Origin of the sequence: Bacillus sp. RO1 (genome assembly GCF_012524115.1) — a bacterium.
Classification (GTDB): Bacteria; Bacillota; Bacilli; order Bacillales; family Bacillaceae_I; genus Sutcliffiella_A.
This window is the reverse complement of sequence record NZ_JAAZWB010000046.1, coordinates 46,972-63,196: the sequence shown is the minus strand read 5'-3', so window position 1 is coordinate 63,196 and position 16,225 is coordinate 46,972. Positions and strand designations below refer to the sequence as shown.

At 41.2% G+C, this 16,225-nt stretch carries 16 protein-coding genes; 14 read left to right on the top strand and 2 right to left on the bottom strand.

The features are described from left to right. Window positions 1–92 precede the first annotated feature (92 nt). The 7 genes from HC179_RS04880 to aceA all read left to right on the top strand — a co-directional run bounded on the left by HC179_RS04880 (window position 93) and on the right by aceA (window position 8,890). A complete protein-coding gene (locus HC179_RS04880; protein WP_205825226.1) occupies window positions 93–1,643 on the top strand; it encodes a fatty acid--CoA ligase family protein in 1,551 nt (516 codons plus the stop codon). 80 nt (window positions 1,644–1,723) lie between these two features. Continuing rightward, window positions 1,724–2,503 carry an enoyl-CoA hydratase-related protein gene (locus tag HC179_RS04875; protein WP_168863319.1) on the top strand — a complete coding sequence of 260 codons (780 nt, stop codon included), beginning with the start codon at window positions 1,724–1,726 and terminating at the stop codon, window positions 2,501–2,503. Window positions 2,504–2,846: 343 nt separating this feature from the next. Further along, window positions 2,847–3,572 (top strand): AzlC family ABC transporter permease, encoded by a 726-nt coding sequence (locus tag HC179_RS04870; protein ID WP_168863318.1) that lies wholly within the window; start codon window positions 2,847–2,849, stop codon window positions 3,570–3,572. Further along, window positions 3,565–3,873 carry an AzlD domain-containing protein gene (locus HC179_RS04865; protein ID WP_168863317.1) on the top strand — a complete coding sequence of 103 codons (309 nt, stop codon included), beginning with the start codon at window positions 3,565–3,567 and terminating at the stop codon, window positions 3,871–3,873. The genes HC179_RS04870 and HC179_RS04865 overlap by 8 nt, the downstream gene beginning before the upstream one ends. 99 nt (window positions 3,874–3,972) lie before the next feature. Beyond that, the gene (locus tag HC179_RS04860) at window positions 3,973–5,232 is read left to right on the top strand and encodes a M48 family metallopeptidase (protein WP_168863316.1); all 1,260 of its coding nucleotides are present in this window, start codon (window positions 3,973–3,975) and stop codon (window positions 5,230–5,232) included. A 742-nt stretch (window positions 5,233–5,974) separates the two neighbouring features. Beyond that, window positions 5,975–7,570 carry a malate synthase A gene (gene aceB / locus HC179_RS04855; RefSeq protein ID WP_168863315.1) on the top strand — a complete coding sequence of 532 codons (1,596 nt, stop codon included), beginning with the start codon at window positions 5,975–5,977 and terminating at the stop codon, window positions 7,568–7,570. Window positions 7,571–7,600: 30 nt separating this feature from the next. Further along, window positions 7,601–8,890 (top strand): isocitrate lyase, encoded by a 1,290-nt coding sequence (aceA, locus tag HC179_RS04850; RefSeq protein ID WP_168863314.1) that lies wholly within the window; start codon window positions 7,601–7,603, stop codon window positions 8,888–8,890. Window positions 8,891–8,948: 58 nt separating this feature from the next. On the opposite strand, the gene HC179_RS04845 is transcribed toward aceA, so the two are convergent. Continuing rightward, window positions 8,949–9,194, bottom strand: coding sequence for an IDEAL domain-containing protein (locus HC179_RS04845; RefSeq protein WP_148989399.1), 246 nt, complete (start codon window positions 9,192–9,194; stop codon window positions 8,949–8,951). A gap of 193 nt (window positions 9,195–9,387) precedes the next feature. On the opposite strand from HC179_RS04845, the gene HC179_RS04840 reads away from it, so the two are divergent. The 3 genes from HC179_RS04840 to HC179_RS04830 all read left to right on the top strand — a co-directional run bounded on the left by HC179_RS04840 (window position 9,388) and on the right by HC179_RS04830 (window position 11,555). Further along, the gene (locus tag HC179_RS04840) at window positions 9,388–9,948 is read left to right on the top strand and encodes a competence protein ComK (RefSeq protein WP_168863313.1); all 561 of its coding nucleotides are present in this window, start codon (window positions 9,388–9,390) and stop codon (window positions 9,946–9,948) included. Window positions 9,949–10,086: 138 nt separating this feature from the next. Further along, window positions 10,087–10,809, top strand: a complete 723-nt coding sequence (locus HC179_RS04835) for a DUF421 domain-containing protein (RefSeq protein WP_168863312.1) — start codon at window positions 10,087–10,089, stop codon at window positions 10,807–10,809. A 23-nt stretch (window positions 10,810–10,832) separates the two neighbouring features. Beyond that, the gene (locus HC179_RS04830) at window positions 10,833–11,555 is read left to right on the top strand and encodes a DUF421 domain-containing protein (protein WP_168863311.1); all 723 of its coding nucleotides are present in this window, start codon (window positions 10,833–10,835) and stop codon (window positions 11,553–11,555) included. On the opposite strand, the gene HC179_RS04825 is transcribed toward HC179_RS04830, so the two are convergent. After that, a complete protein-coding gene (locus HC179_RS04825) occupies window positions 11,542–11,919 on the bottom strand; it encodes a YhjD family protein (RefSeq protein WP_168863310.1) in 378 nt (125 codons plus the stop codon). The genes HC179_RS04830 and HC179_RS04825 overlap by 14 nt on opposite strands. A gap of 180 nt (window positions 11,920–12,099) precedes the next feature. Here HC179_RS04825 and HC179_RS04820 point away from each other — a divergent pair, with 180 nt between their 5' ends. From HC179_RS04820 to HC179_RS04805, 4 genes are all read left to right on the top strand, one after another. Continuing rightward, the gene (locus HC179_RS04820; protein ID WP_168863309.1) at window positions 12,100–14,091 is read left to right on the top strand and encodes a S9 family peptidase; all 1,992 of its coding nucleotides are present in this window, start codon (window positions 12,100–12,102) and stop codon (window positions 14,089–14,091) included. Window positions 14,092–14,171: 80 nt separating this feature from the next. After that, window positions 14,172–14,540 carry a VOC family protein gene (locus HC179_RS04815; RefSeq protein WP_168863308.1) on the top strand — a complete coding sequence of 123 codons (369 nt, stop codon included), beginning with the start codon at window positions 14,172–14,174 and terminating at the stop codon, window positions 14,538–14,540. Further along, a complete protein-coding gene (locus HC179_RS04810) occupies window positions 14,485–15,465 on the top strand; it encodes an aminoglycoside phosphotransferase family protein (protein ID WP_168863307.1) in 981 nt (326 codons plus the stop codon). Before HC179_RS04815 ends, HC179_RS04810 begins: the two co-directional genes overlap by 56 nt. 89 nt (window positions 15,466–15,554) lie before the next feature. Beyond that, complete coding sequence (locus HC179_RS04805) at window positions 15,555–16,160, top strand: TVP38/TMEM64 family protein (protein WP_168863306.1); 606 nt, start codon at window positions 15,555–15,557, stop codon at window positions 16,158–16,160. Window positions 16,161–16,225: the final 65 nt, after the last annotated feature.

The window sequence follows — 16,225 nt, the reverse complement described above, 5'->3', positions numbered from 1 at the left end:
TAATGACAGATATCTAGCAATCTACTATAATGGATAATGGGAGATTTATGAATGGTCATTCATTCAATTTACTCGAAGGGGAGATGAAACACTTGAATATTTCATCGCAGTTAGCATTAACAGCAAAAACAAATCCTATGAAAGAAGCGTATATTTTTGAAGGGGATTCCAAAACTTACGCAGAGTTGAATGCTGCAATTAACGCTTTTGCAACAGGCCTTGAAAAGATGGGAATCACACAAGGGGATCATATCGGCCTTGTTGTCGGAAACTCACCATATTTCGTCATTGGGCTGTATGGTGCTGCACGAATTGGGGCAACCGTTATTCCTATTAATCCAATCTATACTCCAGAAGAACTTTCTTACATCCTTAGAGATGGCGATGTCAAAGCCATCATCACCTTAGACCTTCTTGTTCCACTTTTTGAAAAGCTTCATGGTCATCTGCCTTTAACTGAGCATTACATTATTTGCGAAACACCTGACGGAAAAGAAAAAGCCAAAGATTTTCCACTAGAGCAACTGACGGTTTATCCGAAATTGAAATCGTTTACATCCATTATGGCGTCTGGAAGCTTTACATATGAAGGTCCGGAACTGAAGGATGACGATGTGGCTGTAATCCTTTATACATCTGGGACTACAGGTAAACCGAAAGGGGCAATGCTGACACATAAGAACTTGTATCGCAATGCCAAGGATTCCGCGGACTTTTTGAAGATGAACGAAACGGACAAGGTTGTCGCGACTCTGCCTATGTTCCATGTATTCTGTTTGACAGTAGCTTTAAATGCACCATTGATGAACGGCGCGACAGTGATTATCGTTCCAAGGTTCAGCCCACAGGTGATTTTTGATGTGGTAAAAGAATACGAGGCAACTGTTTTTGCAGGTGTTCCAACCATGTACAATTTCCTTTTGCAATCACAAGGCGATGTAGAAGATTTAAAATCGTTGAGACTATGCATTTCTGGTGGAGCTTCCATGCCTGTAGCTCTATTGAAGAATTTTGAAAAGAAATACAATGTTATCATTTCGGAAGGTTATGGATTATCAGAGGCATCCCCTGTTACCTGTTTTAATCCACTAGATAAGCCTCGAAAAGCTGGTTCTATTGGGACGACCATTGTAAATGTGGAAAACAAAGTCGTGAATGAACTAGGAGAAGAAGTGGCACCTGGAGAAGTTGGAGAACTTGTTGTCAGAGGGCCGAATGTCATGGCAGGCTATTATAAGATGCCAGAAGAAACGTCCGTTGCAATCCGTGACGGCTGGCTATATACAGGCGATCTAGCTAAAATGGACGAAGAAGGATACTTCTATATCGTCGACCGCAAAAAGGACATGATCATCGTAGGAGGCTACAATGTATACCCTCGTGAAGTAGAAGAAGTTCTTTACAGTCATGAAAATGTGGTAGAAGTAGCAGTTGTCGGGGTGCCTGACCCTCAGTTCGGTGAAGCGATAAAGTGTTTTGTCGTAACCAATGCATCCGTAAATGAATCAGATTTGCTTGGCTATTGTGCGGAGCGCTTGGCGAAATATAAGGTACCATCTTCCATTGAGTTCTTAGAAGAGCTTCCGAAGAACACAACTGGAAAAATCTTAAGAAGAGCATTAAAAGAAAAACTAGGTGTTTAAAGGATTTACGCTCTCTGTAGAGAATGTATAAAATAGCGAAATTTGTAACCGCTAACAATCTTGGAGGGAGACGGAGAGATTTGAGTTATATTGCAGTAGAGATAAAAGATTATGTAGCAACTGTAACGCTCAATCGCCCTGATGCGATGAACGCGTTTAATTATGATATGTTAGTAGAATTGGGAAATGTAGCAGAGGAGCTTCGCACGAATGCTGACGTCCGTGTGGTAGTGATTACGGCGGCAGGGGAGAAGGCATTTAGTGTTGGTGCGGACCTCAAGGAAAGAAGAGGCCTTACCGAGCAGCAAGTAAGACGCAATGTTTACAAAATCGGGGATGTGTTCAACCGCATCGCCGACTTGCCCCAGCCGACAATTGCTGCAATCAATGGCTATGCATTTGGAGGCGGGATGGAGCTCCTTCTTGCATGTGATTTCCGAGTGACGTGCAAAGATGTGAAAATGGGCCTAACGGAAACTAGCCTGGCAATTATTCCGGGTGCAGGTGGAACCCAGCGCCTGCCACGTATTATTGGTGAAGCAAAGGCGATGGAATTGATCTTGACAGCTCGCCGATTTACCGGAGAAGAGGCGAGCCGGTTTGGCCTGATTACAAGATTGGTAGATGAAGCATCTCAAGTACTTGACGGTGCCATGGAGCTTGCCCGTGAGATGCTAAAAAACGGTCCAGTAGCGGTCCAACAGGCCAAATTCGCCATTCGTCAGGGTATGGGTGTGGATATGCAGACAGGTCTGCAAATTGAACGTAAAGCATATGAAGTAATTATCCCGACGGAAGACCGCGTAGAGGCGCTTGTTGCGTTTGGCGAAAAGCGGGCACCGGAGTTTAAGGGGAAATAAATTTTTTATGTGACTCTCTCTTCTTTAGGAAGGGGGAGTTTTTTGGTTAAAACTCTGTTAAAGCATACCGTTGATTTTTGCAGCAACCTAGCTGTTGATTGGAGCAAATGGCGAAGACTCCTGCGGGGGAGTAGCGACAATGTTGAGACCCCGCAGGGCGCAGCCCGAGGAGGCTCAAGGTCGCCCCGCGGAAAGCTAAGCCATTTGCAGAAATCAACAGCGGTGTTTAACAGAGCCTTTACTAGAGCAAAGTATCTCGCTTTTCGAAATACTCTTTACATATCCAGTAAACTACTAGTATATTAATAAATAATTCAATTTACTAGTATAGGAGAAATGCACAGTGGCAACTACCATCGCAACAAGAAACCCTTCTTCTTTTCGAAACGGCTTGCAAGCTGGAGTCAGCATCGCAATCGGCTACATACCCATCGCTATTACATTTGGACTATTGGCAAAATCAGCAGGCTTAACGGTCTCTGAAACGGTGCTGATGAGCTTACTCGTCTTTGCCGGAGCAGCACAATATATGTCTCTGAATATGATTGTGCTAGGATCTGGTGTATTTGAAATTGTTATGACGACTTTTATTTTGAACATACGTCACTTTTTGATGAGCGCTTCCTTGAATGAAAAAGTGGAAGAGAATAGTCTCTGGAAGAAATCACTCTTCTCATTTGGCATAACGGATGAAACGTTTTCCGTCACTGCTACCAAAGAAGGAACCATTCAAACGGGATATATGTTCGGAGTAATCTTAATCGCCTATTCCAGTTGGGTGGTAAGCTCAGGTATCGGTCATGTCATCGGCAGCAGTTTACCCTCATCTCTTCAAGAGAGCATGGCGGTTGCCCTTTATGCCATGTTTGTCGGCCTGTTGATGCCTTCCTTAAAGAAACACCGAAAAGTGGTTGTGCTCGCTGGGACTGCAGCTATCCTTAATTCTGTGTTTTCGTTGGTAGTCGGTGTTGCTGCTGGATGGTCCATTGTCCTAGCGACTATCACTAGTGCTGTCGGGATAGAAATCTTATTTGTGAAATGGTCAAAGGAGGGGAAAGTGGATGAATAGTATGATTATCATAATGATTGTCGGCATGGCCGTAGTCACCTACCTTCCACGCCTGATACCGTTTGTGATGTTCCAAGGCAAAGAGCTACCCCCATTCGTACAGGCAGTATTAAAAAATGTTCCCTATGCAACACTTGGTGCACTTATTGTTCCTGGGATTTTCTTAATAAATGAAGATGTCATGTATGGAATCATCGGCGCAGCCGTGGCATTACTTGTCGCTTACCTAGGTGCAAACGTCATTCTGGTTGTTATCAGCGCTATTGCAGCTTTGAGTGTGTATTCCTGGCTTGTCAGTTAATAATGAAATGAGTAGGCTTTTCTTTCAAATAGCCTGCTTATTTTTTTTATTGTGGCATAGAATATAACAGGGATATTCAGGACAAGGGGGTGTGAAAAAATGAAAAAAACAGTTTCTCTAACGTTGTTTAGCTACTTTCTCTCTTCTTTAGGGGTGACTTTCTACATATGGATCGGCGCGGATACTTCCCTTCCAACTGAATTAGTGGGAACAAAAGCGGACCCAGCAACATTTCTAAATAGCAAGGAACTGTTACTCACCCAAGAGTATTCGAAAATACGCAATACCATCTACTTTCTGACGCTTCCTGTGGAATGGATTTTCTATTTCCTTCTTCTTGTTTTAGGTGGGGCAAGTGCCATTCAAGGATGGGCGGAGAAAGTCACAAAATATAAAACGCTTCAGACAGGAATTTATATTTTTTGGCTAACCTTATTCAGTACAGTAATTCATTATCCATTAAGCTATCTTCGTTACTTTCTTTCTAAACATTATGGCATCACAGTTCAGTCTTATTCCGGCTGGATGCGTGATCAGGTTGTCGGATTTTGGGAGGGAATTCTCATTATGTGGGTAGTGGTTCTTCTTCTCTATGTGCTTATCCGTAAATTTCCGAAGTGGTGGTGGGCGATTGCTTGGGGAGGCTTTATTCCACTTGTATTTTTTATGATGTATATCCAACCGGTTGTCATAGACCCTTTATATAATGATTTTACCGAGCTTCAAAATAAAGAACTAGAAGATAAAATCCTGGAACTGGCTGCCGAAGCGGATATTCCTGCCGAAAGAGTCTATGAAGTGAATATGGCCGAAAAAACGAATAGCATGAATGCATATGTTACGGGTGTAGGCGGGAACTCCCGTATCGTGCTATGGGATACGCTCTTGACTCGACTTCAGGAAGAAGAAATTCTTTTTATCATGGCACATGAAATGGGACACTATGATATGAATCATATTGTAATCGGCATTACTGGATATATCGTATTTTCTTTTTTTGCTTTTTATGTGATCTATTGGACAGCGAGTAAGCTTATAAAAAGATTCGGTAAGAGATGGAAAATCAATAGCTTAAACCAACTAGCCTCTCTACCGCTTATGCTATTGCTGGTGTCTTTGCTGCTTTTCCTTGCAAGCCCGGTAACAAATGCAGTATCAAGATATCAGGAGCACAGGGCAGACGTGTATGCCATTGAACTGACTGGAAATACAGAACCGGCTATAGAGGCTTTTCAAGAAATTACTAAATCTAGTTTAAGTGAAGTGAATCCTCCAGCCTTAGTGAAATTTTTTCGATATACCCACCCTCCAATGGTGGACAGAATCGCTTATCTGGAGCGGTATGTAAAGGAACAGTGAGCAACGTGAAAGAGTGCGTTGCTTGCTTTTTTTGAATGAAGCAAATGTATAATACAGGTGATTTTCGTTCCAGGCGCTTCGCTTGCCTGCGGGCGGTCCGTGAGCCTTCTCACTCCTTTGGATGCCATTTAATAAGTCCTTGATTTTAAGGTATTGTTTAGACACCGCTGGTGATTTGCGCAAATGGCTTCGCTTTCCTAGGGGCACTGCTGGAGCCTCCTCGGCTACGCCTGCTGGGTCTCCACCTAGCGCTATCTCCCTCAGGAGTCTTCGCCTTTGCTCCAATCACCAGCTAGGAATCATTAAAAACTTTGCGTTATCAGTTTTTTAGGGACATATCTTGCCTGCGCGCCTTCCACTTCATTCAACAAGGTGACTCCCTTAAACTAAGGTTAAAAAAGCCTCAAAAAACATTATTCTTTTGTTCTTTTTATTTCTAGCTGTGTATTGGAGCTAATGCCGGAGACTCCTACGGGGAAGTAGCGGAAATGTTGAGACCCCGCAGCGAAGCGAGGAGGCTCAAGGCCGCCCCGTGGAAAGCGCAGCTATTTGCGGAAAGGAACAACGGCTTTCTTAAATTTTATTAGACCGGGTTGTTCATGCCCGTTTTTTTTTTTTTTTTTCGTGTCGAAAAATATTTACCAATAAATTTTCAAAAAAGCCTTTTTATTACGAACACTCTGTTATATAATACAATACAAATATACTAACTGTTTCATAACAAGAAAGGAGCAAGTATATCGTGAATACCGGTACAACAGGCATCAGCGTTAAAGGACCAATGAAAAATGGGTTTGAAACTGTACTAACACAGGAAGCATTATCTTTCATCGAGAAGCTCCATCACACTTTCAATGAGCGTAGAAGAGAATTGTTAGCAGCAAGAAAAGAAAGGCAAGCAAGGATTGATCAGGGAGAACCATTAAGCTTTCTTGATAGCACGAAAGCTATTCGAACAAGTGACTGGAAAGTGAACGCTATTCCGCAAGACCTTCAAGACAGACGAGTGGAAATAACAGGTCCGGTTGATCGTAAGATGATTATTCATGCCTTAAATTCAGGTGCAAAAGTCTTCATGGCGGACTTTGAGGATGCCTCCTCCCCAACTTGGAGCAACATGATAGAAGGACAAATCAATTTACGTGATGCGAATCAGCGCAAAATCGACTTCACTGCTTCAAACGGAAAAGAGTACAAATTGAATAAAGAAATCGCCACTCTTCTTGTAAGACCAAGAGGATGGCATTTAGAAGAAAAACATGTTCAAATCAACAATGAATCAGTTTCTGGAAGCCTTTTCGACTTTGGGTTGTATTTTTTCCATAATGTAAAGGCTTTGCAGGAAAATGGAAGCGCTCCATATTTTTATCTTCCAAAGCTTGAAAGCCATCAAGAGGCAAGGCTGTGGAATGATGTGTTTGTATTTGCTCAAAAAGAACTGGGAATCGAACAAGGGACGATCAAAGCAACTGTATTAATAGAAACCATTACTGCAGCCTTTGAAATGGATGAAATATTATTTGAGCTGAAAGAGCATGCTGCAGGACTGAATTGTGGGAGATGGGATTACATCTTCAGTTTCATAAAGAAATTTAGAAATGATCCGACTTTCCTGTTGCCTGACAGAAGCCAAGTGACAATGGCAGTTCCCTTCATGAGAGCCTACACACAATTGGTGATTCAGACTTGCCATAAACGAGGTGCCTTCGCAATCGGTGGGATGGCAGCACAAATTCCAGTCAAAAATGATGAGGAAGCAAATTCTCAAGCTTTTGCAAAAGTAAGGGAAGATAAACTTCGTGAAGTGAAAGATGGACATGATGGAACGTGGGTGGCACATCCTTCATTGGTTCCAGTGGCATTAGAAGTGTTTAATGAGCACATGGAAGGTCCGAATCAGTTGCACATAAAAAGGGAAGATGTCCAGGCAGATCCAGATGCACTCGTTCAAATTCCAAAAGGGACAATAACGGCAGATGGTTTGCGGAAAAACATTCATGTCGGAATGGAGTACATCGCAGCATGGTTGGATGGAAACGGTGCTGTCCCAATCTTTCATCTGATGGAAGATGCAGCTACAGCAGAAATCTCCAGATCCCAAGTATGGCAATGGGTTAGACATCCAAAAGCAGAACTAGAAGATGGAACCCTAATCACATTAGAGTTGGTCAAACAATTGATTGAGGAAGAAAAGCAAGCCATCATAGCAAAAGTAGGTCCTAACCGTTTTACTGAAGGGAAACTTGATCAGGCTGCCACTCTTTTTGAAAGCCTAATTAAAGATGATGAATTTGCTGAGTTTTTAACACTTCCAGCTTACAAATTATTGGAAGATTAATAGATATCTAAACTAAGGGAGGAAATAGTAATGAAAAGAGAAGAAAGAATTGCACAGTTAGAAGAAAGCTGGGAACTAGAACAACGATGGAATGGGATTGAAAGACCTTATTCAGCAGAAGAAGTGCTGCGTCTTAGAGGTTCCATTGATATTGAACATACATTGGCTAAAAGAGGGTCACAAAAACTTTGGGATCTTCTTCATACACAAGACTATGTACATGCACTTGGAGCTTTAACGGGAAATCAGGCTATCCAGCAAGTGAAAGCGGGTTTGAAAGCAATTTATTTAAGCGGCTGGCAAGTTGCGGCTGATGCCAACCTATCCGGTCATATGTACCCAGACCAAAGTCTCTATCCGGCAAACAGTGTGCCACATGTTGTTAAACGAATCAATCAAGCGTTGCAACGTGCAGATCAAATCCAATACCTAGAAGGAAGCGAAGAGGTGGACTACTTTGCACCAATCGTAGCAGATGCAGAGGCTGGATTTGGTGGTCAGTTGAATGTATTTGAGTTGATGAAAGGCATGATCGAGTCCGGTGCGTCTGGCGTTCACTTTGAGGATCAATTGTCTTCTGAGAAAAAGTGCGGACATCTTGGTGGGAAAGTATTATTGCCAACTCAAACAGCTGTGAAAAACCTAATCTCGGCACGTCTTGCAGCCGATGTAATGGGTGTTCCGACGGTCTTAATTGCAAGAACCGATGCGGACGCGGCAGATCTTATTACAAGTGATATTGATGAGAACGACCATGCTTTCTTGACTGGTGAAAGAACGGCTGAAGGATTTTACCGCACCAAAGCAGGAATTGATCAAGCTATAGCTCGTGGTCTTGCATATGCACCGTATGCGGATTTGATCTGGTGTGAAACTTCGGAGCCTAACTTAGAACAGGCAAGAGCTTTTGCTGAAGCCATTCACGAGAAGTTTCCTGGCAAACTGTTGGCATATAACTGTTCGCCATCATTTAACTGGAAAGCAAAATTGGATGATGCAACGATTGAAACCTTCCAGCAGCAGATTGCCCAGTTCGGCTATAAGTTCCAGTTTGTGACCCTGGCTGGATTCCATGCCTTGAATCACGGTATGTTCGAGCTTGCGAGAGGATATCGTGACCGTGGAATGGGAGCATACTCCGAGTTGCAGCAAGCTGAGTTTGAAAGTGAGCAGTACGGCTATACAGCAACCCGTCATCAACGCGAAGTTGGTACTGGATATTTTGATGAAGTGGCGAAGCTCGTTTCCGGCGGAACATCCTCTACCACTGCACTGAGCGGCTCAACAGAAGAAGCGCAATTTTATCAAGGGAAAAAATAATAAAAAGAAATAGAGAAGAGCGCTATGAGCTCTTCTCTTATTTTTGGGAATTATCCTTTTAAGCGGAAACGCCCCAATCATTTAGGAATTTTTTATATCTAGTGGAAAGTAGGTGGAACAGGGAAGGGTCATTGGCATCCAGGGCACTGTCAATTTTCTCTTGCAGAAGGTTTTTGTGGTAGTGGAATAAAGACTCATCAATAATCATCTGAACATACACATTCATCATATAGGCTTCAACGGACACTTTCTTGTTCATCTTCTTCGCTTTCATCAATTCCGTATAAGACTTCTCATTCTTCATGAGTTCCTCACCTCGAGTCTTTTTAATAGTATATTGAGGAACGCTATAAAAATCAACAAATTTTTAAAATATTTAAAATATTTTAAAAACCTTTACACTGATTGGTTTTTCTGGGAAAATATACATAAATAGTCAAATAACTAGTTCTTTTGTCACGAGATGACAGAGAGCGCGGATGGAAAGGATGAATATAATGAAGAATAATGTCGAGATGTCGTGTGATTATGAAATTAATGGCTTTACCATGGCAATCATTCCCTTTGAAATGGAGGGAAACCTTTATACAAAGGTACTTGAAGAAGAAGGAGAAATTTATGTTTCATTGCCTCCAATAAAAATTATTGAAGATAGCTGCAATTTTTATGGATCTAGCTTTGAAGGACGAAAACAAGGTACCAAGGGCATCTCCGGTTATACTCACAAACCCCCAATTGTCATCGATCCAATGAATGACATTTTCTTTTTCCCCACCGCATCACCTTCAAATGATAACTGCATCTGGATTTCTCTACATTACGCATATGAATATAAACATAGTCCAACTGGGAATACAAAAGTCATGTTCCCTAACAACATCATGGTGGAATTTCCTATATCAAAAACTTCTTATGAAGCACAAGTCCATCGCACGTCTCTTTTCCGGGCAAAGCTTCAGCAACGAGTCAATAGGAAGAGGAGTAACTTAAACCGCAGCCTTGTTGCTAACCCCGGGCTTATGTACAGAGTGAGAACCAGGAAGGACTTACAAAGTTGAGGCAAGGTTAACAGAAAATAATTCATAAATTCACTTACAGTCTTTCGAATAAGAAAGGCTTCTTTTTTTGGAGTAAACATGCATAACCTTCTCTTTTTGAATAACGCTAAGAAAAAGGATGGAGGGACGATTCACTTTATGGAACTTTTAATGGATTTATTAAAGGTGATTTTTCGCATTATTACCATTTTGCCATTGATGCTCGTCGTAACCTTATTCATGGGAAAACGTTCTGTTGGTGAACTTCCGGTTTTTGATTTTCTTGTCATCTTAACATTGGGTTCGGTGGTCGGTGCAGATATTGCTGAGCCTAATATCCATCATCTTCCTACTGTAGGAGCTATTATTGCGATTGCACTTTTACAAAAGTTGATTGCTTGGTTGAAAATAAAAAACCATAAAGTGGGAAGGCTTCTTTCTTTTGAGCCGACTCTTGTCATATATGAAGGGCAATTCCATATAAAAAATATGCGTAAGATCAGTTACTCTATTGATAATATCTTACAAATGTTAAGGGAAAAGAATGTTTTCCAAATGAAAGATGTCCATTTTGCTTTAATTGAAGCGAATGGAGAGCTATCAGTGAAATTAAAACCTGAAAAAGAGCCTGTGAAAATGAAAGATGTGCAGGGTGCTCTGGCAAAACCTTCTGTCGAATACACCGTTATCATGGATGGTAGAGTACAGCCAAAAGCATTGGAATATCTGGAGTTAGATGAAGCATGGTTACAGAAGGAGCTTTTGAAAAAAAATATTGTAAATATCCAGGATGTATTCTATGCGGCACTAAATGAAGATAAAAGCCTGCATGTTACCTTAAAAACCCCCGGTTACACACAAAGTGTACCAATTTTTCATTAAGCACAGCTAGGAGGGCGATTAAAATGGAACTATTCATAGACTTCTTAAAGGTGCTGGGAAGAATTATCACGATTCTTCCGCTCATGTTGATTGTAACTTTATATATGGGAAAACGGTCCATTGGAGAGCTTCCTGTCTTTGATTTTATTGTTATTATCACCCTTGGAGCAGTAGTTGGAGCGGATATTGCTGACCCCAGCATCCATCATTTTCCTACTGCAGGTGCAATTATCGCGATAGGTCTGCTGCAGAAGGTAATAGCGTGGGGAAAGATAAAAAATCATAAGCTTGGCAGACTTTTAACGTTCGAACCGACATTAGTCATATATGAGGGTCAATTTCATATTAAAAATATGCGTAAAATCAGTTACTCCATTGATAATATCCTGCAAATGCTGAGGGAAAAAGATGTATTTAAAGTGGAAGATGTTCACTTTGCTTTAATTGAAGCGAATGGAAACATATCCGTTAAAATAAAGCCCCAAAAAGAGGTGGCAAAGGTGGAAGATGTTCGCTCGGCTGGATACGAAAACTCCATAGATTTTCCAGTCATAATGGACGGTCGAATTTATAAGGAAACCTTGGCATACAAAGGGTTAAGTGAGGCCTGGCTTCGAGAAGAACTGTTAAAACAGAAAGTAGCTAGTGTTGAAGATGTATTTTATGCTTCTGTAAATGAACATAATGATTTGAATGTTACTTTGCGTAACCCTCTACAGGAACCATACCTTCCTATTTTTCATTAGTTGAGTTATCTTCCGTTTGTAGAATAAATTGCATCAAAAGTTCATTTACCTTATTCCTAATTCGTGGGTTGAAATAGTTATGGTGCTCTTCATATCCATTAAACAGAAAAGCATACATGGTGAAGGATTCATCCTGCTTTAATTTGTGGAGCCTCATGTGTTGCTGCTTCATGTCCGCTTTTATTTGCTTAAGTTGAAGCTGAATTTTACGCATGACTTGATCAATAAGTGTAAGATAGGGCTCTTTTAGTTTAATTCCGCTGTCCTTAATAACGCTTGTATCTCTTTCTAGAACAATCAATAACAAAGGAAGATATATCGCCTGTTCAAACAGGTTTATTTGCTCTTTTGATAATCTTGTCATTTCATCTTCCTCCTAAAAACTAAGAACGTTTGTTCGTATTTATTTTATACCAAAAACTAAAAAATATGCAAGTACCTTTTAAAAACTGTAATTTAAAGTTTTTTCAATTTTCTTAAAGGGGAATTATTTCATTTGTCGAAATAAGTAGAATGGAGAATTTTACATAAGGGAGAGATTTCAATGACAAAGAGAAAAATAGATTCTAAAGATCTGTTTCGTCTAACTTCGATCACCGATCCGCAATGGGATAAACATTCCCGAAAGTATGCGTTTGTGCAGACTACAGTCCACGAGGAAGATAATGAATATCGCTCTTCCATTTTTGTAGGGGATTTAGAGGGGAACGCGGTACCATTTACATCCGGAAAAGGTAGAGCAACAAGCCCTAGGTGGTCTCCGGATGGAAGCAAGCTTGCTTTTGTCTCTAACCGAAACGAGAAAAGCCAACTATATGTTATGCCAGTAAACGGCGGAGAAGCGGAGCAGGTTACCTTCTGCAAAAATGGTGCCAGGGGTCCGGTCTGGTCGCCATGTGGTACAAAACTTTTGTTCAGTACTTCTGTAGAGGGTGCGGGGGATTTGCATGCTGCTTCCTCTGAAAAAGAAGAAAAGAAGAAGCCTGAGCCCCTAGTAGTGGAAAAAATGCGTTACAAGTCTGATGCCAAGGGGTTTTTAGACAACAAGAACGACCATCTTGCACTATTGGATTTAAAGACAAAGGAAGTGAGCCTCCTCACAGAAGGAGATCGGGATTATGGCAGCCCTGCCTGGTCGCCTGATGGAACAAAAATTGCTTTTGTAGCAAATCTTGAAGATGATCCAGATGTTTCATTGGTCTCGGATGTTTATGTAATGGATGTTCAGTCCAAAGAAAAGAAAAAAATTACTCATAGCAACGGCTTCTTCTCTACGATTTCCTTCTCACCAGATGGTCAGTACCTAGGTTTCTTAGGACATGAAAAAGAGTTTCAAAGTGCTACGTTGACTCGTGTATGGGTGACGCAGCTTGCAACAGGTGAAACTCATTGTCTCTCAGAGAACCTGGATGTAGAGGTTGGAGACGTTGCAATTGGTGATTTCCATTCCGGTAATGTGAATCCTGGGCTTATGTGGACAGAAGAAAGTGAAGGCTTTTATTTCTTAATGAGTGACCAAGGTGCAACAGGAATCTACTTCGGTTCGTTGGATGGTTCTATGTATCCAATCCATCTTCCGGATGAGCATGTATATGCTGTAAGCATGCTTACCGATACTCATGAGGCGATTGTAGGGGTAAGCAACTCTACAGATCCGGGGGAACTTTACTACCTTGACTTCCGTTCTCAGACACGTACCCAATTGACTAATGTCAATGAAGCTTGGAAAAATGAAGTAGAGTTAAGTGTCGCCGAGCCTATCCGCTATAAAGCACCCGATGGCTGGGATTTGCATGGTTGGATAATGAAACCTGCAGGATTTGAAGTAGGTAAAAAATATCCGACAATCTTGGAGGTCCATGGGGGCCCACATGCCATGTATGCCAACACATACTTTCATGAGTTCCAAACATTGACCGCCCAAGGATTTGTCGTTTTATTCACCAACCCGCGTGGAAGTCATGGTTATGGACAGGAATTTGTCGATGCTGTGCGAGGTGATTACGGGGGCAAGGATTATCTCGATGTAATGGCTGCAATGGATTACGCACTTGAAACTTTCGAGTTTATTGATGAAAAGAATCTGGGTATTACGGGAGGAAGTTATGGAGGCTTCATGACAAACTGGGTGGTCAGTCATACCGACCGCTTCAAAGCAGCTGTCACACAACGCTCTATTTCAAACTGGCTGAGCTTTTATGGTGTCAGCGATATTGGTTACTATTTCTCTGAATGGGAAGTAAAGGGAGATATGGGTGAAAAAGTGGAAAAGCTTTGGGAGCATTCCCCGATCAAATATGTTAGCAATGTAAATACGCCACTTTTAATTCTGCACGGAGAACGAGATTACCGTTGTCCTGTCGAACAAGCAGAGCAGCTTTTTATTGCATTGAAACAACAGGGTAAAACAACTAAGCTTGTTCGTTTCCCAGGTGCCAATCATGAGCTCTCCAGAAGCGGAGATCCAGCACTGCGCATTCACAGGCTGGAGCACATTAAGAACTGGTTTGTAGAGTATTTGGAAGGTGCTAAGTAAAAAAGTAGAAAGCATGCGAGGCTCTTCCTTTTGGGGGAGCTTCGTTTTATTGAAAAGAAAAATAAGGAGGGTAATTACACATGATAAAAGGTCTCGATCACATCGTTCTATTTTGTAAAGATACGGAGAGCTCCAAGGATTGGTACACAAATGCAGGGTTCCAATACTCACATGGTTATGAAGGGATGCACTGGTTCCATCTGGGTAGCGGTCTAGTCATGCTTCATCCGGCAGACGAAACAAATCCCGGCATTACAGAGGTACATGCAGCAGTCCAAAATGTTAAAGAACTTTTTCGCTTTGTCCAAGAAAACGGGCTCACACCAATAGACCATCAGAATGGCAATAAAACACTTACTGAGCCGGTAACTCGTCCATGGGGAGACATCCAGTTTGAGTTGGAAGATCCAGATGGTCATCGATGGGCGTTTACACAGCGTGGAGAATAGGAACATGGTGAATCTCCCGACAAAATATGTTCAGACAATAAGGAAAATCCATCAAGAAAAGGGGGAAGAGTGGTTACAGAACTTTAGCTCCTTAATCCATTACTGCGAGAAAAAGTGGAGTCTTAAGGTTCTCCCTCCCTTTGAGCTTTCGTATAATTTTGTGGCTCCTGCTATAAAAAAGGATGGGGGCCAGGTTGTCCTGAAGCTCTCTGTCCCAAGCAAGGAATTCTATTCGGAAGTAGACGCGTTAAGGTATTTTGCTGGAGACGGCATGGTCCGCATCATAGACATGGAATTAAATCGTGGAATATTAATCTTAGAACGACTGACTCCAGGTGATACGCTTGTCACTCTTGAAGGTGACATAGATGCAACCAAGATTGCTGCTGGCATAATGAAAACGTTGTGGGTACCAGATAAATCTGATTCCACCCTTCCTCATATTGAAGAAAGAGAGCGTAGTCTTAATAATTTTTTTAAAGAACATCCATTAGGTAAAGCTCCTATTACACAAGACCTTCTTCTAAAAGCCATTCATACCTTTCGAAGATTGCTTGATGAAAAAAATGAAAGATACATCCTGCATGGAGACCTTCACCATTACAATATTTTAAAGGCGGAATCATCATGGATAGCCATCGACCCTAAAGGCTTGGTGGGAGAACGTGAATATGATACGATTCAATTTCTTTTAAACAATCTTCCGGATGATAATATAGAACCAATCCTATCAAAACGAATTGGCATTCTGGTGGACAAATTGAAATTGAACGAAAGAAGAATACTTGCCTGGGGCTTCGCACATACGGTACTTTCTATCTGCTGGTCGTTGGAGGACGGAGAAGATTATAGTGAACTATTTTATAAAAGCATATTTGTTTTTGAGAAATTACATAATGAAAAGTTTGGCTGTTTAACAAAGTAAAATTTGAAAATGAGGTTATTTAATGGGACATTAAAGGAATAATTAGTACAATAGAGAAAGATGACTAGCAGAGAAGTGGAGATAGTGTAATGGAATTTATCGAATATATGAAAGAATTATTAACAATGGAAAATCTACTGGAGATTTTGGAAGAGTACCAATCGTTTGGTCCGCTGCCGGGTTTCCTGTTTGTGGTGCTTGAAGCTTTCCTTCCTTTTCTCCCATTAATAGTAATTGTCATGGCAAATGCTGCCGCTTTTGGTCTTTGGTTCGGTTTTTTAATATCATGGACAGGGTCTGTAGTCGGAGCTGTAATTGTTTACTATTTTGTACATAAATTGAAGAGAAGCCGAAGAATACAAGCTTTGCTTAGAAAAGAGAAGATTCGAAAAATGATGTCTTGGATTGAGAGGCATGGCTTCGGCCCTATATTCCTTTTGCTATGTTTTCCTTTTACACCTTCTTTCTTAATTAACGTGGTTGCCGGCCTCTCAAAAATAAAATTTTATCAATTTTTCCTGGCGCTGGTAGCTGGTAAAATGGTGATGATTTTTACCATCAGTTATATTGGCTATGACATCATTTCCTTTATTCGCGCGCCTATAAAAACTGCCATTGCCATTACGATCATGTTAGTTTTGTGGTTTATTGGTAAAAAAGTAGAACTTCGTCTACAGCTATCAGGCGAAAAATAAACAATTGTTTGTAAAAATTCAGTATATTATGATAATATTAAAGTACAAAAGACCTAGATAGACTT